The organism is Campylobacter sp. RM9334 (assembly GCF_020138145.1).
Classification (GTDB): Bacteria; Campylobacterota; Campylobacteria; order Campylobacterales; family Campylobacteraceae; genus Campylobacter_E.
The window spans coordinates 14,574-39,079 of record NZ_JACGAX010000005.1 but is presented as its reverse complement, the minus strand read 5'-3'; the positions used below and the strand labels follow the sequence as shown (position 1 = coordinate 39,079).

Genomic DNA, 24,506 nt, shown 5'->3' with positions numbered 1-24,506 from the left:
TATAATGAGAAAAACAATTTCAAGAATTTTTGGTAAATTAGTAAGCATAAAATATCCAAAATTTATGCAAAATTATATAAACAAAACTTATGTAAAGCATTTTAATATACCTTTAGATGAGTTTAAAGATTATAAAGAATACGATAGTTTATTAGCTCTTTTTACTAGAAGATTAATAAAGCCAAGAGAATTTGAAAGCGGCTTTATAAGTCCTTGTGATGGCACTATTTTAAGTTATGCAAAAAGCTCAAATTTAAAGGCGTTTAGTATAAAAGGTAAAGATTATGATATTAAAGAGCTTTTAGGTTTTACTCCTAAAAATGAGCTTGATTTTTTAAATATTTATCTTAGCCCAAGGGATTATCACAATTATCATAGTCCTTGTAATATGCAGGTTTTAAATCTAAAATATTTTTGTGCGGAGCTTTTTAGCGTTAATTTAAAAGCACTTAGTAAGCATGATAATTTGTATTCAAGAAATGAGCGTGTAGTTTTAACTTGCAAAAAAGATAGTGGAGATATTTTTTATATGGTTTTTGTAGGGGCTGTAAATGTTGGCAAGATGGAATTTGATTTTGATACAAGCGTGCAAACTAATATGAAAAATGCAAGTGATTATGAGAAAAACTATGATAATGTAAGCTTAAAAAAAGGCGAAATGCTAGGAAGATTTTTGATGGGTTCTACTATTTTAATCTTAGGCGATGATTTAAAACTTGAATGCCAAGTTGGTGCGATTAAATTCGGACAAAGAATAGCAAATGATTAAAAAGACTAATGCAGCAAGGTTTTTAGATACTTTAAAAATAGATTATGAATTATTAAGCTACGAAGTAGATGATGATTTATCAGCAATTAGCGTAGCAAAAAAGACAGGAATTGATATTAAATATATTTATAAAACCATAGTTTGCGAGGGTAAAAATGCCTTGTATGTTGCTTGTATTCAAGGGGATTTAGAAATAGATTTAAAATCTTTTGCAAAGGCGGTAGGAGAAAAATCCTTAAGCCTTTTAAAACTTGATAAATTAAAGGATAAAACAGGATATATTAGGGGCGGTTGTTCGCCTTTTGGTATGAAAAAAGATTATGTTAGATTTATTGACGAAAGAGCTTTAGAGCTTGAGTATTTTGTGCTTAGTGCTGGACTTCGTGGTCTTCAGCTAAAAATAAATGCAAAATATATTCAAAAGCTTTTTAATATTGCTAGTATAAGCACTTCATCTATCATTTAATTCTCCTTTTTTATACATTGGTTGAAATTTATTAACAATAACATTAAGCATTCTATATCTTATTTCCTTATCTTCTGGGCAATATTTATGTAAAGCATATAAATAGTAAATAGAATCTTCATAAATATGTCTTACATATAGTTTACTTTTATCTGTAAATAAAATAGCTTTTTTAAAGTATTCATTAATTTTTATTGTGTCTGTAGCATTACAAATATAATCAGGTAAAGGTATATTAGTAACATCTATTGTTGAAGTTCCATCGTAGTAATTGTTTTCACTATAATATTTAAATGCTGAAGTTCTTAAGATATCTATGACTACTTCTAGGTATAGTGCGTAATTAAATTTTTTCTCTGCTTGATATGAATAGTATTTATTAAAAGCTATATTTAAAAGCTCATAAATTTCACTTGCTTTATCATAATCTTTTGAATGATATTCATAAATTCTACTTGGTGTATTAGAAATATATATCACAACCAAACCAAGCATATTAGATAGTCTATATTCTGTCATAATATCCACATCATAATAAATATTGCCATAAGGCACTCTTTTTATCATTTCATAGATTTCTTGATAATCATCGTAGCTTAGCTTGTCTAACATACTATAATCTTGTGTTTTTTTAGTTAAACCATACATGCGTTTATAATACAAAACCCACCACATAATATCTTCAATACTATCATCTGGCAAGAGCTTTTTACCTTCATCATAATAATTTTTAGCTATATTTAAAAAAGGTCTTACAATAAAGCTATCATATTTAAAAAATATATTTAATGTATTTGCAATATCAATAAATAAATATCCGGTTAAAAACTTCTCACTTGCTTCTGGGTTTTTACTATATTTTTGTGGATTAAATTCTAATAAATATAAACTCATAATTAAAATATATAAAAGTGGAATTATTATAAAAACAATAAATAAAGCTTTGTATAAAATCTTTTTAAAATTAAATTTAAAATTAATTATTTGATTTATATTCATATTTAACCTTGTAAAAATAAGGTTTATTATAGCAAATATATATTTAGGAATTTGATTTAAAAATTTATTTAAGTATTTAATTTTTCTTTTTTTGAACTTCAAATTGACTTAAGTCAAAGTCAAAATTTTTAAACTTTTTTAGAATAGTGAGAAAAAAGGAGAAAAAATGTTTGATTTTAAATCTTGGAAAAAAGTTAGTTTAGCAAATGCTACGGTTGAATTTTATGAGAATGATGAATATTTAGCGTTTGATAGTAGTCAGTGTATGCCACCTGAACCTATGATAAATGCTAGAGTTGGCTTAAATAATTTAAAGCCTAATCAAAAATTAATTATGCTAAATCATAAAAATCCTTTAGGCTTACTTCCTAGCGTGAAGCCATATTATGATATTCAAACTACACAAAAAGATGGACTTTTTTGGCTAGTATTTACTAAAATTAAAGAGCATAGCAATTTTGATGAAGCTTGTAAAGACCATCCATAAGGGTTAAATTATGTTAAACGCATTCGCACCACCATTTAAAGTGGTGGCTATTTATTTTATATTTGCATTTTGCTATTTATTAGCTTTTATGTTTTTATTTTCTTATTCAAATTATGATTTTGAGAGTTATCAATTTAAAGCGTTTTTACATTGTTTTTTTGCTGGATTTGCTTTAAATATAATAATAGGTAGCCTTTATCAATTAAGCTCGGTAATTTATGAAAAAGCATTCTTTAGTATAAAAGGTGTATTTTTTGTGAGTTTTATTTGTAATATCTCTTTAGCCTTTATTATGTATTCGTTTTTAAATTATGATTTGGAATTACTAAAATATAGCGTATTTGCTATGATTTTAAGTGTTTTTTATTTTATTGTGCTGTTTTTAATATCATTTTTTGATTTTAATAATATTGCTAAAAGTGCTTTATTTTGTGGGGTTGTTTTTTTAGCATTAGGTTTAGTTTGTGCTGGTTTAATTGTGCTTATTTTAAACGGGCTTATATATTTAGATTATGAACTAATTCTTCATCTTCATATATATTTTATGCTAGGTTTTATTTTGTTTATTTGTATAGGTGCTGCTAGTGTGTTATTGCCAATGTTTGCACTAACTCATAAGCATAAAAATTATTTATTATGGCTTAGTTTAGTGGCATATTTTTTAGCATTTTTTCATAAAAGTATAGCGATTTTTTCTCTAGCTTGTTTTGTATTTTGGTGTTTATATATACTTAAAATACGAACAAGAAAGGCTAAAGATTATTGGAATTTAAATATTGTTTTTGCTTGTATTGGCTCGTTTTTAGCGATGAGAGAATTTTATGTTTTAGACTATGCTTTAGCTATTAAATTATTAATTTTTGCAACGATTTTACCTTTTATAATCGCACATATTTATAAGATTTTGCCATTTTTAATATGGTTTCATTTTATTTCAAAATTAATCGGAAAAATAAAAGTCCCTTTATTAGATGATATGGTGATTAAAAAAGCAGCTTTTTTTACTATGCTAATTAATATATGCTTAGTAATTTCTCTTTATTTTAGTTCATCAATTTATTTATATATAGCGTTAAATATAGGTCTTTTAATTAATGTAATCAATTTTTTTACTTATATAAATTACAAAGGAGCAAAGAATGAAAAAGCAAGTAATTAATGCAATTTCAAATGTAATTGACCCTGAAGTGGGTTTTGATATTTTAGCTTTAGGGCTTATTTATGATATACAAATTGATAATTCATATTGTAAAATTACTATGACCTTATCTACTAAGTCTTGTCCTATGCATGATTTACTGATAACTTGGGTAAAAGACTCTGTTTTAAGTGTAGATGGAATAGATAGTGTTGATATTAATTTAGTATTTGAGCCTGCTTGGAGTATAGAAATGGCTAGCGATGAGGTTAAAAGTGCTTTAAGTTTTTAATTTACTATGAGAGATTTTCTCATAGTAAATTCTAATTATAGTTTGATTTTTAATAAAGAATTATTAGCCATTTCAGGCACTAAAAGTGTGTTTGTAGAGTTATCATAAAACATATCAGCAGGTCCTTTAAGTGCTTTTAAATCTAGCTTTTCTAATTTATTTTGATTAAGTTTATAAATATAACCATTTAGCTCTTTACCCCAGCTAGATACTAAAATATCATCATTAATTTTAACAATTCCATCAAATTGCTCTAAATTATCACTTAGTTTTTCTACATTTTTACTAGCTAAATCAATTTTTAAAATAGCTCCGCCATCTTTTTCACTAGGATCATATCCTACAACATATAAAGAATTTTTATCAATCAATAAGCCATTAGGACCACCATAACTTTTGTCAATATTCATAAAAGTTTTATAATTTTTATCTTTTAAATTGATTTCAAAAATCGTATAAGTGCCAGTATCACTTACTAAAAGAGTATCATTGTCTAAGCTCTCAATTGCATTTAAAAATACCGAGCCTTTAATTTCTAGCTTAAATACTTCTTTTTTGCTTGTTATATCAAAGCCGTATAAAGTATCAATATCTACAACATAAAGTGTATTGTTAATAATCTTCATACCTTTTGGAGCATTTAAATTCTTTACAAATACATTGATTTTATCATCAGCTTTTGAGATTATATTTATATAACCATCTAAATCCTTGTTTAAAGGCTCAATTTTTTGACCTACATTTGAGACAAATACATAATCTTTATTTGCCACAACACTCTCAGGCGAAGCAAAAGCATTGATTTCTTTAACTTCCATTGCATTCATACTAGCAAGTAATGCTAAACTTAAAATATATTTTTTCATCTTTTCTCCTTAAATAATTTTTGAAAAATTATAAGGAAAAAAGAATTTTATTTCTAATAGTTTTAATGTAAAAAATATAAGTTTTTTGATTTTTGAAATTGTTTTGGGGTTTTATTATATCTTTTTTTATAGCGTGAAATAAACCAAGCAGGTGAGTTAAATCCTACTTCTAAACATATTTCTGTAATGTTTTTGTTTGAAAATTCTAATAAGAATTTTGCCTTTTCAAATTTTTTATTATCAAGCCATTCTTTAGGGCTAATTCCAAAACTTTGTTTGAAGTTTTTGCTAAAAGTAGTTAAGGACATATTAGATATTTTTGCCATATCATTTACGCTTTGAAAATCTTGTTCGCAATACGAAAATATCTGATATAAAGATAGTTTAAAATTGGTAATTATGGTTTTTAAAAATGATAAAAAACTGTGATTATTCTTACTATAAAGTAGGGCTAAAAATAATTCTTCAAATTTTAATTTTAAAATATCTTCATTGGTTTTATAGCTAAAACAAGGCAAAAATGATGTAAAAATTGAGCTTAATAATTCATTAGAATTTAGCTTAAAAATATGCTCATCGGTTGTAAAATTGCTATTTAAAAGGGCTTTATATTTATAAATTAGCTCTATTAAAATACTTTCTTTAAAACAAATTATAATTGAATTATAATAGTTATTTTCTACGCAGTCTTTTATCAAATATGAGCCTTTTGTAAAAAACAAAATCTCGTTTTTATTAATTGTAAAATCTTGCTTTTTAGTATGTATCATTTTGTATCCATCGTTTATAAAAACAAGAGCATAATCATCAAATAATACTTCATAATAATCATCATTTTTTCTAGTTTCATATAAACAAAGATTAAGATAGTTAGAACTTATAACATTTTTGCTGATTTTACTTAATTCATTAGGTAAATATATCATTTTTCGCCTTTAGTTTTAAAATTTATATATTTTACAAAAGAAAAATTTAATAAAAATTCTTTCGTATATACAAAATATAAATTTTAATTTACAAAAAGTAACACTTTTTCAAAAAAATTAATTTTATTTAATTTATTTTTCATAATTTTTATCATTTTTTGCATATTCTTTCTTAAATACAAAAAATAAAATTTAATTTTTTTGTATATACAAAATTAAGGAGAAATTATGGGAATTTTAAAAGGAACTTTACCAGCTTTATATACACCATATAAAGATGATGGAAGTATTAACGAAGTTGAGTTTTTAAAGATGTGCGAATGGGGCATTGAAAAAGGACTTGATGGTTTATTTTGTAATGGTAGTGCGGGAGATTCACAAGCAATGCCATACGAAATGAAAGTAAAAATGCTAGAGCTTTCAATTAAAGCTGCAAATAAAAAAGTGCCTGTTATTTGTGGGATAGGAAGTTGTATTTATAAAGAGAGTTTAGACCTTGCAAACGAAGCTTATATAAAAGGAGCTAATGCGCTTTTACTTATGATGCCATATTATTATAAGTTTAATGATGATACGCTTTATACTTATGTAAAAGACTTACAAGCAAAAGTAAAACTCCCACTTTATATTTACAATATTCCACTTTTTGCACCTGCAATGAGCTTAAATCTAATTGAAAAATTAAGCAAATTGCCAAATATTGTAGGTATTAAAGATAGTAGTGGAGATGCTTTGTTGCTAAATCATATTTTAGATGTTGTGCCAAGTGATTTTGATGTATTTGTGGGTCGTGAAGAGCATTATTTTGGAGCTTTAATGATGGGTGCAAAAGGTTCAATGACAAGTGCAGGATGTGTTTTCCCTGACGCTATGAGTGCGATTTATAAAGCATATAATGAGAAAAATTATGAAAGAGCAATCAAACTTCAAAAAGCCTTGCTACCTGCTATTAGATTTGGAATGAGCTTATCATTTCCTATGGGCTTTGCGCTTTTACTGAAAGCTCGTGGTTTTGCTTTTGCAAACAAAAGCATTCACCCACTAAGCGAAGAGACCTTAAAAGCACTTGATGAAAAATTCGAATATGCAAAAGAATTAGTTAAAAATATAGAAAGTGTGTTATGAAAAATAGATTTTTAAAAGTTAGTGAAATTGACAATGTTGCAACTGCAATAAGTGATTTAAACAAAGGCGAAGTTTTTAATGAAGTTACCTTATTAAATGATATTAAAAGCGGACATAAATTCGCTTTAACTGATATTAAAAAAGGTGATTTTATTATTAAATACGGCGAAGTAATAGGAGCAGCTAGTATTGATATAAAAAAAGGCGAGTGGGTTCATACAACCAACACCGAAGGCGTTCGTGGTAGGGGAGATAGCTGTGATAGTTCAAAATTAGAAAATGCTTTAAGATTAAGTCAAGAAAGTGCAAGTAAGAAAAACCTAAACGCACAAGATTCAAAACACGAAAAAGTAATTTTGAAAGGCTATAGAAGAGAAGATGGCAAGTTTGGCTTAAGAAATAAGGTCTTAATAATTCCTAGCGTTGTATGTGCTAATAAGGTCGTAGAAAACATTGCTAAAGCGTGTCCTGAAGCTGTATATGTAACTCATCAGCACGGATGTAGTCAGCTTGATTTTGATGCAGAGCAAACAAGAATGCTAATGGCTGGAAATTGTGCAAATCCTAATGTATATGCAGCACTTGTAGTTGGGCTTGGTTGTGAGACTATTAGTTCAAATTCTGTTAAAGAATTAGCAAAAAGTTTAGCTCCTTATAAAGATATAAGAGCAATTAGTATTCAAGAGCTAGGCGGCATTACAAATACAACAAATGAAGGCATAAAAATAGTTAAAGATATGCTTGAAAATGCTAGTAAATGTGAATTAAGTGAAGGTGATTTTAGCGATATTATCCTAGGTACTGAATGCGGTGGAAGTGATGCTTATAGTGGGCTTAGTGCAAATCCATCGCTAGGAAGTTTAAGTGATTATGTAGTAGAGAATGGCGGAGCTGTAATTTTAGCTGAAACAACCGAGCTAATAGGAGCTGAAAATATCTTAGCAAGGCGTGCAATTAATGCTGAAGTTGAGAAAAAGATATATGAAAAAATCTATGGCTTTGAAGAAAATGTAAAAAATAGTGGCTCAGACATTCGTGGTGCAAATCCAAGTCCAGGAAATATAGCAGGTGGGCTAACTACTATTGAAGAAAAAAGCCTTGGTTGTGTTTATAAAGCAGGGACAAGCAAAGTTGTAGATGTGATTGATTATGCAATGCCAGTTACTAAAAAAGGTCTTACATTTATGGATACTCCAGGAAATGATATAGAGCAGCTTAGTGCTATGGTTGCAGGTGGGGCTAATTTAGTTGTATTTACTACAGGTCGTGGAACTCCAACAGGAAGCCCTGTAACTCCAACGATTAAGCTAAGCACAAATAATTTTTGTGCGAAAAATATGGCTGATGTGATTGATTTAAACGCAGGCGAAATCGTAGATGGCAATAAGAGTAAAGAAGATATTAGAGATGAATTAATAGAGCTAATCGTAAAAATTAGTGAAGGCAAATTAACAAAAGCAGAAATCAATAAACAAAATGATTTTAGCGTTTGGAGACTAGCAACAACTTGCTAAGTCTTAAACAAGGGGGATTTATGGAAAAAATAGTTAATAAAATGTATTTAAAGATAATGCCTTTAATACTTTTAATGTTTTGTTTAGCAATGCTAGATAGATCAAACATTGCTTATGTAAAAGATTATATAGAAATAGACGCTGGTATTAGCAAGGCTGCATATGCTTTAGGTGCAGGGATATTTTTTATAGGCTATGCGATATTTGAAATTCCATCAAATTTATTATTGCATAAATTAGGGGCAAAAATTTGGCTAAGTAGAATTATGATAACTTGGGGACTTGTATGTATGGCTATGATTTACATAAAAGATGAAACAAGTTTTTATATTCTAAGATTTTTATTAGGGCTTAGCGAAGCAGGATTTAGCCCAGGGGTTATTTTATATCTTAGTTATTTTTTCCCTACTATTTATAGGTCAAAAGCTTATGGGTTTTATCAATTAGGAGCACCGCTTGCACTAATGCTTGGTGGCGTAATTACAGGGGCTATATTAGATTATGCACCTAGCATTTGGTTTAAAAATTGGCAATGGATGTTTATTATCCAAGGTGCTATTACTATTTTAGTTGGTTTTTATGCTTATTTTAAACTTGCAAGTAAACCTGAAGATGCTAAATGGTTAAGCGAAGAAGAAAAAGCAATTTTAATTGCTGAACTTGAAAAAGAACAAAATAATAAAGAAGAATTAAATTCTAGCAAAGCTTTATCATCAATTATTGTATGGAAATTCGTTTTAGTTTATTTTGCAATTCAGCTTAGTGTTTATGGGGTTTTATTTTATTTACCTACTCAAGTTTCACATTTTTTAGGGACAAATGTTGGATTAAAGGTTGGAATTATTAGTGCAATTCCTTGGGCTGTTGTATTAATTGCTCTACCTATTGTTACAAGTTATGCTGATAAATTAAGAGCTTGGAGTTCTTTTAGTATTGCATTATTGTTATTAGCTGTTGTTAGTATGTTTTTATCTGTATTTATAAATTCTTTAGCTTTATTTATTTTATTCATATCTTTAGCAGCTGTTGGTTTTATAGCGATTCAGCCTATTTTTTGGAATTTACCAACTCAAATCTTAAAAGGCACAGGAGCAGCAGCAGGAATAGCATTGATTGGGGCTTTAGGCAATCTTGGTGGTTTTGTAGCACCTAATTTAAAAAATTATGCCGAAAGTCAATTTAATAGTTCTTATGCAGGTTTAATTGCTTTATGTTTGGTCGCATTCTTAGGAGTGCTTATGTTAATACATTTAAAAAAATCTTACAAAAATATTAAATAAGGAGAAATTATGGATTTAGGATTAAAAGGAAAAGTTGTAGTTGTTACAGGTGGTGGAAAAGGTATTGGTGGTGGCATTAGTATGTGTTTAGCTAATGAAGGTGCAATTCCTGTTATCATATCTCGCTCTAAGCTTGATAGTGATTTTGAAAGCAAAATTAAAGCACTTTGCCCAAATTACGGCTTTTATCAATTAGATTTATCAAAATGGCAAGATATTAGTGTAGTTGTAGAGCAAATTGTGGCTAAATATGGCTCAATTTATGCACTTGTTAATAATGCAGGTATGAATGATAATCTTCATATTGAAAGTGCTACGACAGAGGAGCTTATTAAAAGTTATGAGAGCAATTTATTTCATTATTATGAAATGACAAAATGCTGCCTTCCACATATTAAAAAAGAGCAAGGAAGTATCTTAAATATCTCAAGTAAAACAGGTATCACAGGTCAAGGAAGAACAACAGCATACGCAAGTGCAAAGGGCGCTCAAATAGCTATGACAAGAGAGTGGGCTTGCGCTTTTGCACCTGATAATGTTAGAGTAAATTGTATTTGCCCTGCTGAAGTTTGGACTCCACTTTATGAAAAATGGATTAAAAATTTCTCTGACCCTGAAAAGCAATATCAAGAAATTGCAAAATTTATTCCACTAGGTCATCGCTTTACAACTTGCGAAGAGATAGCTGATACTGCAGTATTTACAATAAGCCCAAGAGCATCTCACACAACAGGGCAGATTTTAACTCCAGATGGTGGTTATATGCATCTTGATCGTGCATTAAACTGGGAAAATTAAGGAGAAAAAATGAATAAAAATGTAAAAATTGCAATTATTTTAGTAACTTCATTATTTTTCTTATGGGGTGTTAGCTATGGACTTGTTGATGTTATGAATAAAAACTTTCAAAATCATCTAGGCATTACTCAACAAAATAGTGGCTACTTGCAAATGGCTTATTTTGGGGCGTATTTTGTGATGGCACTACCTGCTGGCTGGATTGCTTCAAGATTTTCTTATAAGGTTGGGATTATTACAGGATTAGCACTTTATGCGATTGGTTGTTTGCTAATAATTCCTGCAACTAATATGGCTAGTTTTTCTATGTTTTTATTTGCATTTTTCATTCTTGCGTGCGGGCTTGGAGCACTTGAGACTAATGCAAATCCTTATATGACAAAGCTAGGAGATGAGAAAAACGCTTCATTTAGAATTAATGCAGCTCAAAGCTTTAATGGTTTTGGGCAATTTGTTGGACCTATTATTGGCGGAAGTTTGTTTTTATCAATCACTCATAGTGGCGAAAATGCAACTGATACAGAAAAAGAACAAGCATTACTTGAAAATATGTTTAATGTGCAAATGGTTTATGTAGGAATTGCTTTAGTAGTGTTTTTAATCTTACTTGCATTTGTGTTTAATAAAATTCCAGAAGGTAGCGAAGTAAGTGAAGAAGTAGAGTATAAAGACAACTCAAAATCAATTGATGTATTTAAACATAGGCATTTTAACTTAGGTGTATTAGCTCAATTTTTATATGTTGCAGCTCAAGTTGGAGCAGGAGCGTTTTTTATAAATTACGCAGTAGAACATACAGCAAGTTTAGGAGAAAAAGCTTTAAGCGATGAAAAATCAGCATATTTTTTCTCAGCTGCACTTGTTGCGTTTATGATAGGAAGAATTGTTACAACTCCACTTATGAAAAAATTTAAAGGCGAGAGTATTTTGGGGCTTTATTCATTAATAAATGTTGCATTGTGCTTTTATTTATATATTGCTGATGGAATGATTAGTGTTTATGCTTTAATTTTGGTATTTTTCTTTATGAGCATTAGTTTTCCTACTATTTTTGCCGTTGCTACAAAGGATTTGCCATTAAATCAAGTAAAACTTGGTGGCTCAATCTTAGTAATGAGTATTTGTGGTGGTGCAATAATGCCTACAATTATGGGTTCAATAAATGATAGTTATGGCACAGGTGCGGGATTTTTAGCTTTAGCTCCTTGCTTTTTATATGTAGCATTATATAGCTTTTTATGGACTAAAAAGTCATGAAAATAATTGATACACATTTTCATATATGGGATAAAAATGATATTAGTTGGGTGCAAAACGCCCCAACTAGATTGCAAAGAGATTTTTCTTTTGATGAATATTTAGATGAGTTTAGCAAAAGTGATTTTTTAGGTGGGGTTTATGTAGAAATAAATGCAAATAATCCTAGCCAAGAGAGTGCAAAAATGCTTAGCTTTCAACATAAAAAATTACTTGCTTTATGCCTTGCTACAATAGGTGGTGCTAGTTTTAGAGAAGTTTTACATACAAAGCCAAGTGGATATTGCTTAGGCAGTGAGTTTAAAAAGACTATTAATTTAGTAAATGCAAATGATTTAATGTTTGAAGTTTGTATAAACGAAGATGAGCTAAGTAATTTTAGCAAAATTGCAAAGGAATTTAAATCAGGAATTATCTTTAATCATTTTGCAAATATTAAGGATTTTAGTGGCGAAGATAGTTTAAGGCAAATTGCTAAAAAAGAAAATATTTATATGAAATTATCTTGTCAAGATGATTTTATTTTAGGCAAGGATTATTCAAAATTACTTGATATGGCATTTAATATTTTTGGAGAAAGTAGAATTTGTTTTGGCTCAAACTATCCTGTAAGTGAGTTAAAACCAAATGAATGGATTAGAATAATTGAAAATCATTTTAAAAGTGATGATTTAAAAGAAAAGATTTTTTATTTAAACGCAAAAGAAATTTATAAAATAAAGGAGATTTAAAATGCAAAGATTTGGGCAAATTATAAAAGTTATTCCGGAAAAATTAGCTGAATACGAAAGGCTTCACGCAAAACCTATGGAAGGTGTAAATGAGATGATAAAGGCTTGTAATATTCGTAATTATTCAATTTATAATTTTGGCGAATATCTATTCGCTTATTTTGAGTATGTAGGGAGTGATTACGAAGCTGATATGGCAAAAATGGCAGCCGATGAGAATACTCGTAAGTGGTGGGCTTGCACAGACCCTTGCCAAATATCGCTTGGCTATGCAGGTCAAAAATGGCTTAATATGAAAGAAGTTTATCATTTAGATTAGACTTTTCATATTAAGTTTAAAATAATTCTTATTTAACTAAATTAAATAAGAATTAAAAATATTTATATAAAGAAAAGCTCTTTAGCATTATCTTGTAATATAATTTTAGCTTTATCATTAGTAACTTTTAAAAAATCATCTAAAGCTTTTTGATAATTTATTTTGCTTTCGTAATTTGTATGTGGCCAATCACTTCCATAAACAAAGTGTTTTATATCAAAAATATCGCTTAATTTATCAAATACATCTTTACTAAACGCTAAATCTTCATCTAATCTATAAAAACCACTTACTTTAAAGTTAATATCTAAATTTTTATAATTATTAAACTCATCTAATAATTTAAAAGTATCTTTATTAGGTCTTGCAAGATGATCAATCATAATTTTTACATTATATTTGGCTAAATCATCAATGATAAATAATAATTTATCTAATTCTTTATGTAATTCTATGTGAAGATTAAATTCTTTAATATACTCTAAAGCTTCTTTATAATCATCAAAATTAGGCTTATCTTTTCCTATTAGATTAAGCCTTAATCCACAGACATTTTTTTCTTTTAAATCACTAATATTATTAGGGTCAATTACCACAATTCCCCTTAAATTAGAATGCTCTTTTAAAGCTTGTAATAAATATGAATTATTAAAACCTAAAAAACTAGGCTGAACTAAAACACCATAAGAAAAATTAAATTCCTTTAAATTAGCCAAATATTGTTCGCAACTTGCATCATAATTTGGCACATATCTAACTACATTAGCCGAACTTATATTTGCTCTAAAAATGTGAGCGTGAGTATCTATATACATAATTCTTCCTTAAAAAATATTCATAACAATAATTCCAGCAATTAATGCTGCTATAAAACCTATGGGAATTGCTCTTACAAGTAAGCCTTTAAATAAACTATCCTTATGCTCGTTTGCAATCGCTCCTAAAACCAATGAACCCCCAGAGCTAAATGGTGAAATAGCACTAGCTTGTGCTCCAATTACTATGCAAGTAAATAGCACAACTTCACTAAAACCACTTGCATTGCTTAATGTAGGCACAAGTGGGAAAAGTGCAGGAGTAACCACTCCTAAAGTGCTAGAAAATAGCGACATAATAGCTGCAATTATCATCATCATAATAGGGACAATTATTTTTGGCACATTGCTTTCTACAAAGCCTGATAATTGATTAATCACACCTGCTTTAGTAGCAATACTAACAAGTATCCCAACTCCGCAAATCATAATCAAAGTCCCCCAAGGAATAAGTGCTATAACTTGCTTTTCATCTCCTAATTTTAAAAGCAATGATATAGCTACAAAAACAATAGCTATTAATCCTATATCTATTTTAGAATTTATAAAAGTTATAGTTTTTTCATTGGGAAATGCTATGTGTAATAAAGGAAATGCTAATACAAAAACCATCATAAGTGCCATTAAAATTAGTGTGGTTTTTTGTTTATCATTAAAAGTAATTTTTTCGCTTAATAATTCTATTTTTATATTAGATTTTTTTGCTTTAAATACAAAAAGACTGATTACAAAAATAGGCAAAATAAAAGTAAATAAAAATATCACAAAAGCATTAGAAAATGCAATATCAGGATTTATACTTGATTTTTCCATAAGAGAGCGAAATATTATTCCACTTTGAGAAGTTGGAAAATTTGCCCCGCCTAAAGCACCATAATTAATAGCCATAGCTCCACCAACCCTATCAAGACCTGTTTTTTCGCAGAGTAAAAAAGTAATTGGAGCCATAAAGGCTAAAACACTATAAAATCCAGCACCCATTGCAGCAATTAAAGCCGATACTAAAAATATCGCATAAGGTAAAAAATATGGATAATTTTCAAATTTTTTAATCAAAAACGCAGCTAGTTTTTCTAATGTCCCATTAACACTTGCGAAATTATAAAATAACGAAACTGCAAAAATAACAAAAAATATAGAAACAGGCCAATAAGAAATAATTTCTTTAGGCTTTAAATCCATAAAAAACGCACCAATAATATAGGCAAATATAATTGCAAAAAATCCTATATTTAAGCGAGTTTTATAGCCAATTAGAATTGATAAAATAATGGCTAAGATAATAAAACTTGTAAGCATATTAATCCTTTAATTAAAAATATTTTTTTAAATTCTTTTTTAAATTCTAAATAATTTATGTAAAATAACATTAATTTGATTAACAAAGAAAAGGAGAAATAGTATGAATAATTATGAATTATTTTACAATGAAGCTAAGAATATGTTTAAAGATAGGATATTTAATGACTATCTTAGATGTTTTGCTTATGGAATTGATGCGTCTTGTTATAAATATGTCCCTAAGATAGTAGTAATAGCAAGAAATGAGAGCGAAATACAAGAAATAATTAGACTAGCAAATAAATATAAAACTCCATTAAACTTTAGAGCAGCAGGAACTAGCTTAAGCGGTCAAAGCTCAACGGATAGTGTTTTAGTAGTAATTAAGTTTGCATTCAAAAAAATCGCTATAAATGATGATGCTAGCGAGATTAGTTTAGGTTGTGGTGTTGTTGGAATTAATGCTAATTTATCATTAGCTAAATTAAGTAAAAAAATTGGCCCAGACCCTGCTACGATTAATTCAGCTTTAATTGGTGGTATTGTTGCTAACAACTCAAGTGGTATGTGCTGTGGAACTAAGGATAATTCTTATAAAACTTTAAATAGTATTAGAGTGATATTAAATGATGGAACTATCCTAGATACTAAAGATAAAGCAAATGTGGAAGAATTTAAAAGAACTCACGCTAATTTAATTAATGAAATTAGAGCTATTAAAGAAGAGATTAAAAATGATAGCGAATTATATGAATTAATTAAACGCAAATTTAAAATCAAAAACACAACAGGCTATGCTATAAATTCTTTCATTGATTATGATGATGAAATAGATATTTTAGCTCATTTATTTGTAGGTAGCGAAGGGACTTTAGGTTTTGTTAGTGAAGCAAGACTTAAAACTATTGATGATTTACCTTATAAAGCCTGTGCTTTATTGTTTTTTAATGATATTAGCGACGCTGCAAATACTATTAGTGAATTTGCAAAATATGATTTTATAAATTCAGCTGAAATTATGGATTATGCTAGTTTAAAAGCTGCTAGTAGTTATGATGAATTAAAAGATTTATTAAGTGATATAAAAGACAATAATACCTGTGTATTAATTCAAACTGAAAGCGATAATGAAGAAGTTTTAAATGCAAATATAGTTAAAATTAAAGAGCTTTCAAGCAAAACTTTTAAATCATATTATTCTAAAGAAAAAAGCGAATATGATTTATGGTGGAAGATTAGAAAAGCGCTTTTACCAATAGCAGCTAGTAAAAGACCTGTTGGAGCTACTGTTATTACTGAAGATGTGTGCTTTGAGATAAAAGATTTAGCAAATGGTATTAGTGCTATTCAAGATTTATTTAAAGAATTTAATTTTGAAGGTATTATTTTTGGTCACGCATTAGCTGGAAATATTCACTTTATCATCACTCCTAATTTAAATGATAAAACCGAATTTGAAAATTTTGCAAAATTAGTAGAAAAAATGTCAAGTGTAGTAGCTAGTTTTGGTGGAAGTATCAAAGCAGAGCATGGCACAGGAAGAATGGTTGCACCTTTTGTTGAGATTGAGTGGGGTAAAAAAGCTTATGCTATAAACTGCAAGATAAAAGATATTCTTGATAAAGATAATATATTTAATCCTGATGTAATTATTACAAAAGATAAAGATATTTATAAGAAAAATATCAAAAACCAAAGCCCTGTTGATGAAGCTTTAAATTTATGTATGGAATGTGGATTTTGTGAGAGATTTTGTCCATCAAATGAAATCAGCCTAAGCCCTAGACAAAGAATTGCAGTGCTTAAAGAGATGAAGAGTTTAGAAGAATTAAACGACGAAGATAGCAAGAAAAAATTAAAAGATATGAAAAAGCTTTATAATTTTTATGTAGATACTACCTGTGCTGCTTGTGGGGTTTGTTCTATGGTATGTCCTTTAGGTATTAATTTTGCTGATTTTAGCTTAAAATATAGAAAAGCAAATCAAGGAGCTATTTCAAGAATTATCGGTAATTTTGCTTATAATCACCACGAAACTACTTTAGCTCTAGCAAAAACTTCTTTAAAAATTGCTAATAAATTTGATAATTACAAATTAAATAATTTACTAGCTACATTTAATTTACCACAAAGTAGAAATTACTTGCCTAGAGCAAATGATTATAAGTATTCAACAAATACTCAAGAAGAAAATGTTATATATTTTACAAGTTGTTTAAATAAAGCATTTAAGCCTAATGCAAAAATGAGTGATAAAAGAAGCATTCAAGAAGTATTTGAAAGTCTATGTAAAAAGGCAGGAATTGGAATAATCTACGCTCCAAATGATTTATGCTGTGGAAAGGCTTATGAGAATTATGAAAATATTCAAATTGCTAATGAAGCAAAATTAAATGAGTATTTATCTAATCAAAATTGCAGCGTTGTGATTGATCATTCTGCCTGTTCGGCTAAGGTAGTTAAAAATCATAAAGGTAAAGTTTATGATTTGAGTGAATATTTATACAAAGTAATTGCTCCAAGATTAAAAATCACAAAAGTAAATGAGCCAATAGGCTTATATATTATGTGTGCTGCTAGAAAAATGCATATAGAAGATAGCATAATGAGTTTAGCTAAATTATGTGCTGATGAAATAGTAATTGATAATGATACATACTGCTGTGGATTTGCTGGATATAAAGGCTTTTTAACTCCTAAGCTAAATATAAGTGCTACAAATAATTTTAAGAAATTTTACTCAAGCACTAATGTTAAAAGAGGTTTTAGTTCATCTAGCACTTGCGAAGTAGGACTTAGTGATGCTACTAATATGTCTTGGCAACATATTGCTTATTTATTAGACGAATGCAGTAATTAATCATTGAAAGAATTTGAAAATTAATTTTCAAATTCTTTAAGCTTGTGTTACTAAAAGTAATACAAGCTTTAATATTTTTATTTTTTTCTATCTTTTTATCAATATATCTAGTATCCTAAAAACATAAGTTAATAAAGGAGTAAAATGAAAACTTATGTTTCTAAATTAGTATTAAAAGATACTATAGGTATTGGTGTTTTAGTTGTTAAAGAAGAGCTCTTTAGTAGAGTAGAATTATTTTTAGAAAAAGATTATCAAAAGAGCATAAAAGAATTAGCAAATATTTATGGTTTTAGTGAAGACGCAATTGATTTAAGAGATAAGATTATTTTTCCATCGGCTATTGATTCTCAAGTGCATTCTCGTTCTCAAGCAAATAATGAAGATTTTGAACTAGCAAGCAAACAAGCAAGTGCAGGTGGTGTTAGTGTAATGGTAGAAATGCCTTATGATGCAGGATTACTTATATCAAACGCAAATAATTTTAATAAAAAATTAAAAGATGGCTTAGAAAATTCTTATGTTGATTTTGCTCTTTATGCGACCATAAATCCAGAAGATGGTATAAAAAATATTGAAGAATTAATAAAATTAGGTGCTTGTGGCTTTAAATTATCTTTATTCGGAACAGACCCTGTTAGATTTCCTAGAATACCACCATATTTAATGTATGAAGTTATGCTTGAATGTGCAAAATATGATGTAATGGTAGGAGTGCATAATGAAGACCATGAAAGTGTTATTTATCTAACTGAAAAAATAAAACAAGAAAGAACAGACTATAAAGCACATAATTTATCTCGCCCTGAGTGGGTTGAAAATATAGCTGTAAATACTATATATGAATTAGGAGCTAGTGCAAGAGCAAAAGCTCATGTTGTTCATGCTTCTAATAAAAGAGCTTTAGAAATTGCTAATAATTATAAAAAAGATGGCTACAAAGCTAGTGTTGAATGCTGTTTGCATTATTTAATTTGCTCTGAAGAAGATGAGGTTAGAAGATTAAATGGTATTGCTAAAATCAATCCACCAATAAGAGATTTAGCCAACAAAGAAGCTATATGGGAATGTTTAAAAAATGGCTTAGTTGATGTAGTTTCAACAGACCATGTAAGATGGAGTAAAGATAGAAAAAGTAATGAGAATATATTTTTAAATTCTAGTGGAGCTGCAGGTCTTGAAGTGTTATTACCTTTATTTTTAAGTGAATGTAAAAAAAGAAATGTAGATTTAAGTTTAGCTTCTAAATTACTATCAACTAATCCAGCGAAATTGTTTAAATTGCCAAATAAAGGAGAATTAAAAGCTGGAAATGATGCTGATTTTGTTATTTTAAGCGAAGATACTTATAAGTATTATGCAAAAGATGGTTTTAGTAATCTTGATTATAGTTTGTATGAAGGCTATGAAATGCTTTATAAAATAAATGAACACTATGTTAGGGGTAATAAAGTATTTGATGGTAAAAATGTATATAAATTTAATGCAAAATTTATAAATCCTAACGAGAATTGATATGAAAATACTTGCAGATGATATTAAATTTCATATAAATAATTTAGCAAAAATTACAGAAACAAATCGTCCTTTTACTAGATTGGTATTTACTAATACTTATGAAGAAGGTAGAAAATATATTAAAAATCATTTTTTAAATTTAGGACTTAATGTTATATATGATGATTTTGCCAATATGTTAGCTATTAAAAAAGGCAAAAGTAATGAATGTATTATAGTAGGTTCTCATAGCGATACCGTTGCTAGTGGTGGTAGATTTGATGGAGTTTTAGGTGTTGTATCTGCTATGGTAATTGCTACAGCTTTAAAAGATATACAATTAGATAAAACTTTAATTTTTTGTGATTATTTAGGAGAAGAGCCTAATTATTTTGGTTTATCTTGCGTAGGTTCTAGGGGAATGTCTGGTAATTTGAGTAAAGAACAACTTGATATTAAAGTTAATGATACTAAATTATCAGATATGATAATCAAATCAGGTGGTAATAAATCATTTAGAACTTTTAATGAATTAGGAATAGGTAAGCTTATTGAAAGTTATGAATTGCATATTGAACAAGGAAATATGTTAGAGAGTTTAAATACTAAGATTGGTATTGTAAATAAAATTGTAGGTATTTCAAGATTTAATGTGGAATTTAAAGGTTTAAGCAATCATGCAGGAACAACAGCTATGCATTTAAGAAAAGATGCTTTATTAAATTCTTCAAAATTTATCGTATGGTTAAATGATAAAGCTATTGAGTATTCTAAACAAGCTTATACGGTGGCAACCGTTGGGGCGTGTAGTGTAATGCCTAATGCTGCTAATGTTATTTCTAATAGTGTAAAAATAAGTATAGATTTAAGAAGTGAAGATGATTTAATAAGAATAAATTTTATTAAAGAGATTGAAGAAAAGCTAAAAGATTTAGACGCTAATTATAAATTAGTATCAGATTCTAATGCTACTCCTGCTGATGATTTAATTATTAAGAATTTAAAACAAACAGCAGATGAGCTACAAGTAAGTAATATTATTATGCCAAGTGGGGCAGGGCATGATAGTGCTTTTATAGCTAAGATAGCTTCTATGGGTATGATTTTTATACCTAGCAAAAATGGTTTATCTCATCATCCTGATGAAGAAAGCTCATTTGAAGATGCAGCTATTGGCACTCAAATTATTTTAAATAACATATTAAGGAGTGGTTATGAAAAATAGAACAAGAACCGTTATAGCAGCTTCTATGGGTAATGCTTTAGAATGGTATGATTTTTCTTTATTCGCATTTTTTGCAGTATATATTAGTGCTAATTTTTTTCCAAAAGAAGCAGACCCAATTACTAATATGATTAATACTTTTTTATTATTTGGGGTTGGTTTTATAGCAAGACCTATTGGTGCTATACTATGTGGCTATATAGGTGATAAATATGGTAGGAAAAAGTCTTTATTGCTAACTATTTCAACAATGGCTATAGGAATAATTATTATAGTATTAACTCCAAAATTTCAAGATATAGGATATTTAGCTCCTATTATGCTTTTAGTAGCAAGATTATTTCAAGGATTTAGTGCAGGTGGAGAAATCGGTGGGGCAACTAGTTATTTATTAGAAAATGCTGATAAAAAGCAAAGATTATTATATGCTTCATTTTTGCAATCAACCATTGGAATTGCTAATATATTATCTGCATTAGCTGGAGTTATTATTACTACTATATTTACTACTCAAGATATTTATGATGGTGCTTGGAAATATGCTTTTGCTTTCGGGCTTTTGATTATTCCTATTGGCGTATATATTCGTAATAAATCTAATGAAAGTGCAGTTTTTATTGAGCAACAAAAAGAGAACAAAAACAAAGCACCTTTAAAAGATTTATTAAAAGATTATAAAGGTAGAATTTTTACAGGTATGCTCTTTAGCACATTATGGACTGCTGGAGTTTATAGTTTAATTATTTTTATGCCTACTTTTTATCATAAATTCTTAGGCTATGATATGCAATTAGGCTATACTGCTAGTTTTTTAGGAAATATATTTTTGACATTAGGGTGTTTTTTTGCAGTGTTTATAGCACATAAAATTGGTCTTATAAAATCTCTTATGATTTCTATTGGACTTTTATCTTTTATTCCATTTTTGGCTTTATATGTTTTATTAGGTAGTAGCAATGCTTTTTTATTATTTGCTATTCATATAATTTTATGTTTATTAATTAGCTTTTTTGTTGGATTAGCACCTGCTATTATGAGTTTATTATTTCCTGCTCATGTAAGAAGTAGTGGTTTGAGTATTTCTTATAATTTAGTTGCAATATTTTTTGCAGGATTTACTCCGGCAATTATTACATATTTAGCAAAATTTAGCTTATTTGCTCCTGCTGCTTGGACTTTATTGTCTTGTATTTTAGCTTTTTGGGGAGTTGTAAGAATGAAAAAATTAGGTCTTGATAATTGGCAAGAGTTTTAATTAAAAAGAATTTGAAAATTAATTTTCAAATTCTTTAATTGTTTTAGACTTGTCTTATTACATCAATTACACTGCCATCACGATATTCAACGACGGCTACTATTCTTTTATTTGATTTTTCATATTCACAAACTCCGCAAATATCATTTGCAATACTAGCTAAGTCTTTTATATCAAGTATTTTTAGCCTTGAGTTTTTTAAGGTTTTTGCCAAAGTTTTATCATTTAGTGCAATTCCGTATTCGCAAACAAGTGCATTAATGCTTTCTCCTGGAGTTGTAATTGAGTTTATTTTTTCTTTAACGATAGCTTTTCTAGTCCTAATTAAATTAGTAGTAATTATTGCTAGTTTTGCTCCTGCAGCAGCGTCGCTATGCCCACCACTTCCGCCCATAATATATCCATTTGAACTAGTCATTACATTGGTATTAAAATTAGTATCAACTTCAGTTGCTCCTAAAACAACGCAATCAAGTCTATTTACTATAGGAGAGCTTGTGTGAATGTTTGCATACAAACTTGAGCTAACTTCGTAATGATTAGGATTAGTTTGCAATGATTTTAAAGCTTCTAAATCAAAACCTTGAACATCAAAAATATTATTAAAATACCCTTCATTATATAAACTAACTAAATATGCAGTTATTCCGCCCATAATAAATGAGCCTTTGATATTTTTTTCTTTCATAATTTCTTTTACATAATGAGCACTTGCAAGGCTTATCCCACCAGCTCCTGTTTGAAATGAAAAACCATCTTTTAAAAGCCCACTTTCATCTATTAAATTAGCTGTTGTTTTAGCAATTTTTAGCTGAATTGGGTCTTTTGTAATATCAGTTGTGCCTGATTTAATACCATTTGGATCACCTATCTCATCAACCATTAAAACATAATCAATCTTATCTTGAGTAATACTAGGATTGCTTAATGGATAAGGATAGATAGTATCGCTTACTGCAACGCTAACTTTAGCAAAGTCTGCATCAGGCATAGCATAACCGATTGAGCCAAAGGCATTTTTACCCATAGTGCCGTTTATATTCCCTGCGTTATCAGTTGCACTTGCTGCAATAAATGCTACATCAATTTCTAAATCCCCTGCATAAATTGCTCTAGCACGACCGCCGTGGGTTCTAAAAATAGCTACTTTTTTAAATTCTCCACGAGAAATAGCATTTGCGACTTTTCCTGTGCAATAGTTTGTATCTATTTGAGTTATTATTCCTTTTTTTGCATATTCTACTAAAAAATCATGAGTTGGAAAAATTGCACTAATTGCTAGTTTTAAATCATTTATGCCTAGCTCTTCACAAGCTTGTAAGATAATTCCTACTACTTTATCCCCATTTCTTAGATGATGATGAAATGATATTGTATCTCCACTTTTTAAGCCTGTTTTTTTGATTAATTCTTTTACATTTGTATAGACTTTATTATCAGTTGGGTTTGATAGTTTTATATGCTTTTTAAGTGATTTTTCTTTAGGTTTTAAGCTAAATGCTCCGTTAAAAGCAATTACTTCTCCATAATCTTTAATATAATCAATATTCATAGAATTTCCTTTAAAATCTTTTTAGCACGACTAACAATAGGTGCATCAATCATTTTGCCATTTAGTGAAATTACTCCACTTTTTTTAAGTTCGGCTTCTTTTATAGCGTTTAGGACTTGATTAGCCCAGATTATTTCTTTTTCGCTAGGTTTAAAGCAATTATGAATAATATCAATATGCCTTGGGCTAATTACTAATTTGCCATCAAATCCTAGATTTTTAATATAAGTTGTATCGGCTATTAATCCATTTTCATCATTTATATTTGTATATGGAGTATCTATTGCATCTATTTTTGCAGCCTTACATACATTTAATAAATAATTTCTAGCAAAATCAATCTCAACTCCACTCTCGCTTCTTCTTGCATTAATTTCGCTCGTATAATCTTCTGCACCAAAGCAAATAGCACTAACGCCATTTAAAAATGCTAATTCTTTAGCATTCAATAAGCCAAGTGGAGTTTCTATTAAAAGTAAAATTTCAATTTTTGGATTTAAATTCTTAGTGTATTTGATAAGTTCTTTAATCTCTTCTACATTTTCAGCTTTTGGGATTAATATGCTATTAATTTTAGTTTTTGATAGTGCTAAAATATCGTTTTTTGCATTCTCTAAATTAATTCTAACTATTTTTTCACATTCATAATTTAGCCTAGTTAAGGCATTGCAAACTAGATTTAAGGCACTATCTTTTTGCATAGGACTTACTGCATCTTCTAAGTCAAATATAATAGCATCAGCTCCAAATAATCCTGCGTTTTGAATATTTCCTGCATTATTTCCTGGTATAAATAGCAATGTTCTTCTCATTTTTCTAACCTTTCTAATGCTGTTTTTAGCCTTGCTAAGATACAAAAATCTAAAGCACCTTTATCATTTATCTCTATTAAGACATTTGTATTTTTGTGTTCTTTACAATAATTTTGAATTAAGTTCTTAATATGTTTTGCATAAGGATTTTCTTCTTCGTTTATAAATACGATTTGAAATTCCTTATGTTTTTGAATATTAATTAAACAATCATTTGATTCAATAGTTCCAACGCTAATCAT

Annotated in this window: 24 protein-coding genes and 1 pseudogene; 17 read left to right on the top strand and 8 right to left on the bottom strand. The window is 28.6% G+C overall.

What is annotated here, in order from left to right; translation table 11 throughout:
* Positions 1 to 4 precede the first annotated feature (4 nt).
* A complete protein-coding gene (locus tag AVBRAN9334_RS03485) occupies positions 5 to 769 on the top strand; it encodes a phosphatidylserine decarboxylase (RefSeq protein WP_336607042.1) in 765 nt (254 codons plus the stop codon).
* Positions 762 to 1,235 carry a YbaK/EbsC family protein gene (locus tag AVBRAN9334_RS03480; RefSeq protein ID WP_214150280.1) on the top strand — a complete coding sequence of 158 codons (474 nt, stop codon included), beginning with the start codon at positions 762 to 764 and terminating at the stop codon, positions 1,233 to 1,235. The genes AVBRAN9334_RS03485 and AVBRAN9334_RS03480 overlap by 8 nt, the downstream gene beginning before the upstream one ends.
* Here the strand turns inward: AVBRAN9334_RS03480 and AVBRAN9334_RS03475 are convergent.
* Positions 1,221 to 2,234 (bottom strand): hypothetical protein, encoded by a 1,014-nt coding sequence (locus tag AVBRAN9334_RS03475; protein ID WP_336607041.1) that lies wholly within the window; start codon positions 2,232 to 2,234, stop codon positions 1,221 to 1,223. The genes AVBRAN9334_RS03480 and AVBRAN9334_RS03475 overlap by 15 nt on opposite strands.
* Positions 2,235 to 2,400: 166 nt before the next feature.
* Between AVBRAN9334_RS03475 and AVBRAN9334_RS03470 the strand changes: the two genes are divergently transcribed.
* From AVBRAN9334_RS03470 to AVBRAN9334_RS03460, 3 genes are read left to right on the top strand one after another with little or no spacing between them, the layout of a single operon-like run.
* Entirely contained in the window at positions 2,401 to 2,721 is a 321-nt protein-coding gene (locus AVBRAN9334_RS03470; protein WP_214118493.1) for a hypothetical protein, read from the top strand.
* A gap of 10 nt (positions 2,722 to 2,731) precedes the next feature.
* Entirely contained in the window at positions 2,732 to 3,880 is a 1,149-nt protein-coding gene (locus AVBRAN9334_RS03465; RefSeq protein WP_336607040.1) for a hypothetical protein, read from the top strand.
* Positions 3,861 to 4,151, top strand: coding sequence for a metal-sulfur cluster assembly factor (locus AVBRAN9334_RS03460; RefSeq protein ID WP_336607039.1), 291 nt, complete (start codon positions 3,861 to 3,863; stop codon positions 4,149 to 4,151). Before AVBRAN9334_RS03465 ends, AVBRAN9334_RS03460 begins: the two co-directional genes overlap by 20 nt.
* A gap of 35 nt (positions 4,152 to 4,186) precedes the next feature.
* Here AVBRAN9334_RS03460 and AVBRAN9334_RS03455 read toward each other — a convergent pair whose 3' ends face one another.
* Positions 4,187 to 5,017 (bottom strand): ATP-binding protein, encoded by an 831-nt coding sequence (locus AVBRAN9334_RS03455; RefSeq protein ID WP_214120273.1) that lies wholly within the window; start codon positions 5,015 to 5,017, stop codon positions 4,187 to 4,189.
* A gap of 62 nt (positions 5,018 to 5,079) precedes the next feature.
* Positions 5,080 to 5,943 carry a helix-turn-helix domain-containing protein gene (locus AVBRAN9334_RS03450; RefSeq protein ID WP_336607038.1) on the bottom strand — a complete coding sequence of 288 codons (864 nt, stop codon included), beginning with the start codon at positions 5,941 to 5,943 and terminating at the stop codon, positions 5,080 to 5,082.
* A 228-nt stretch (positions 5,944 to 6,171) separates the two neighbouring features.
* Between AVBRAN9334_RS03450 and AVBRAN9334_RS03445 the strand changes: the two genes are divergently transcribed.
* The 8 genes and pseudogenes from AVBRAN9334_RS03445 (at position 6,172) to AVBRAN9334_RS03410 (ending at position 12,967) form a co-directional block, all read left to right on the top strand.
* A complete protein-coding gene (locus tag AVBRAN9334_RS03445) occupies positions 6,172 to 7,068 on the top strand; it encodes a dihydrodipicolinate synthase family protein (RefSeq protein ID WP_336607037.1) in 897 nt (298 codons plus the stop codon).
* Positions 7,065 to 7,322, top strand: a pseudogene (locus AVBRAN9334_RS03440) (UxaA family hydrolase); the annotation flags it as partial. The gene AVBRAN9334_RS03445 and the pseudogene AVBRAN9334_RS03440, both read left to right, overlap by 4 nt.
* Positions 7,323 to 7,421: 99 nt before the next feature.
* Positions 7,422 to 8,582, top strand: coding sequence for a UxaA family hydrolase (locus AVBRAN9334_RS03435; RefSeq protein ID WP_336607079.1), 1,161 nt, complete (start codon positions 7,422 to 7,424; stop codon positions 8,580 to 8,582).
* Between the two features lie 20 nt (positions 8,583 to 8,602).
* Entirely contained in the window at positions 8,603 to 9,862 is a 1,260-nt protein-coding gene (locus tag AVBRAN9334_RS03430) for an MFS transporter (protein WP_336607036.1), read from the top strand.
* Positions 9,863 to 9,871: 9 nt separating this feature from the next.
* A complete protein-coding gene (locus AVBRAN9334_RS03425; protein ID WP_336607035.1) occupies positions 9,872 to 10,660 on the top strand; it encodes an SDR family oxidoreductase in 789 nt (262 codons plus the stop codon).
* A 9-nt stretch (positions 10,661 to 10,669) separates the two neighbouring features.
* Positions 10,670 to 11,917, top strand: coding sequence for an L-fucose:H+ symporter permease (gene fucP, locus AVBRAN9334_RS03420; protein WP_214149984.1), 1,248 nt, complete (start codon positions 10,670 to 10,672; stop codon positions 11,915 to 11,917).
* On the top strand, positions 11,914 to 12,648 hold the full coding sequence (locus AVBRAN9334_RS03415; RefSeq protein WP_336607034.1) for an amidohydrolase family protein: 735 nt from the start codon (positions 11,914 to 11,916) through the stop codon (positions 12,646 to 12,648). The genes fucP and AVBRAN9334_RS03415 overlap by 4 nt, the downstream gene beginning before the upstream one ends.
* A gap of 1 nt (position 12,649) precedes the next feature.
* Complete coding sequence (locus tag AVBRAN9334_RS03410; protein ID WP_336607033.1) at positions 12,650 to 12,967, top strand: L-rhamnose mutarotase; 318 nt, start codon at positions 12,650 to 12,652, stop codon at positions 12,965 to 12,967.
* A gap of 62 nt (positions 12,968 to 13,029) precedes the next feature.
* Here AVBRAN9334_RS03410 and AVBRAN9334_RS03405 read toward each other — a convergent pair whose 3' ends face one another.
* A complete protein-coding gene (locus AVBRAN9334_RS03405) occupies positions 13,030 to 13,782 on the bottom strand; it encodes an amidohydrolase family protein (protein WP_336607032.1) in 753 nt (250 codons plus the stop codon).
* 9 nt (positions 13,783 to 13,791) lie between these two features.
* Positions 13,792 to 15,081, bottom strand: a complete 1,290-nt coding sequence (locus AVBRAN9334_RS03400) for an SLC13 family permease (protein WP_267523824.1) — start codon at positions 15,079 to 15,081, stop codon at positions 13,792 to 13,794.
* A 103-nt stretch (positions 15,082 to 15,184) separates the two neighbouring features.
* On the opposite strand from AVBRAN9334_RS03400, the gene AVBRAN9334_RS03395 reads away from it, so the two are divergent.
* The 4 genes from AVBRAN9334_RS03395 to AVBRAN9334_RS03380 all read left to right on the top strand — a co-directional run bounded on the left by AVBRAN9334_RS03395 (position 15,185) and on the right by AVBRAN9334_RS03380 (position 21,900).
* The gene (locus AVBRAN9334_RS03395) at positions 15,185 to 17,923 is read left to right on the top strand and encodes an FAD-binding and (Fe-S)-binding domain-containing protein (protein WP_239803600.1); all 2,739 of its coding nucleotides are present in this window, start codon (positions 15,185 to 15,187) and stop codon (positions 17,921 to 17,923) included.
* Positions 17,924 to 18,067: 144 nt separating this feature from the next.
* Positions 18,068 to 19,438, top strand: a complete 1,371-nt coding sequence (locus AVBRAN9334_RS03390) for a dihydroorotase (RefSeq protein WP_214120167.1) — start codon at positions 18,068 to 18,070, stop codon at positions 19,436 to 19,438.
* 1 nt (position 19,439) lies between these two features.
* Positions 19,440 to 20,645 carry a hydantoinase/carbamoylase family amidase gene (locus tag AVBRAN9334_RS03385; RefSeq protein ID WP_336607031.1) on the top strand — a complete coding sequence of 402 codons (1,206 nt, stop codon included), beginning with the start codon at positions 19,440 to 19,442 and terminating at the stop codon, positions 20,643 to 20,645.
* A complete protein-coding gene (locus tag AVBRAN9334_RS03380; protein WP_214120169.1) occupies positions 20,635 to 21,900 on the top strand; it encodes an MFS transporter in 1,266 nt (421 codons plus the stop codon). The genes AVBRAN9334_RS03385 and AVBRAN9334_RS03380 overlap by 11 nt, the downstream gene beginning before the upstream one ends.
* Positions 21,901 to 21,943: 43 nt before the next feature.
* Here the strand turns inward: AVBRAN9334_RS03380 and citF are convergent, their stop codons facing one another.
* From citF to AVBRAN9334_RS03365, 3 genes are read right to left on the bottom strand one after another with little or no spacing between them, the layout of a single operon-like run.
* On the bottom strand, positions 21,944 to 23,452 hold the full coding sequence (gene citF / locus AVBRAN9334_RS03375; protein WP_336607030.1) for a citrate lyase subunit alpha: 1,509 nt from the start codon (positions 23,450 to 23,452) through the stop codon (positions 21,944 to 21,946).
* Positions 23,449 to 24,264: an HpcH/HpaI aldolase/citrate lyase family protein gene (locus AVBRAN9334_RS03370; RefSeq protein WP_336607029.1), complete on the bottom strand. Its 816-nt coding sequence runs from the start codon at positions 24,262 to 24,264 to the stop codon at positions 23,449 to 23,451. The genes citF and AVBRAN9334_RS03370 overlap by 4 nt, the downstream gene beginning before the upstream one ends.
* A complete protein-coding gene (locus tag AVBRAN9334_RS03365; protein ID WP_214118452.1) occupies positions 24,261 to 24,506 on the bottom strand; it encodes a hypothetical protein in 246 nt (81 codons plus the stop codon). Before AVBRAN9334_RS03365 ends, AVBRAN9334_RS03370 begins: the two co-directional genes overlap by 4 nt.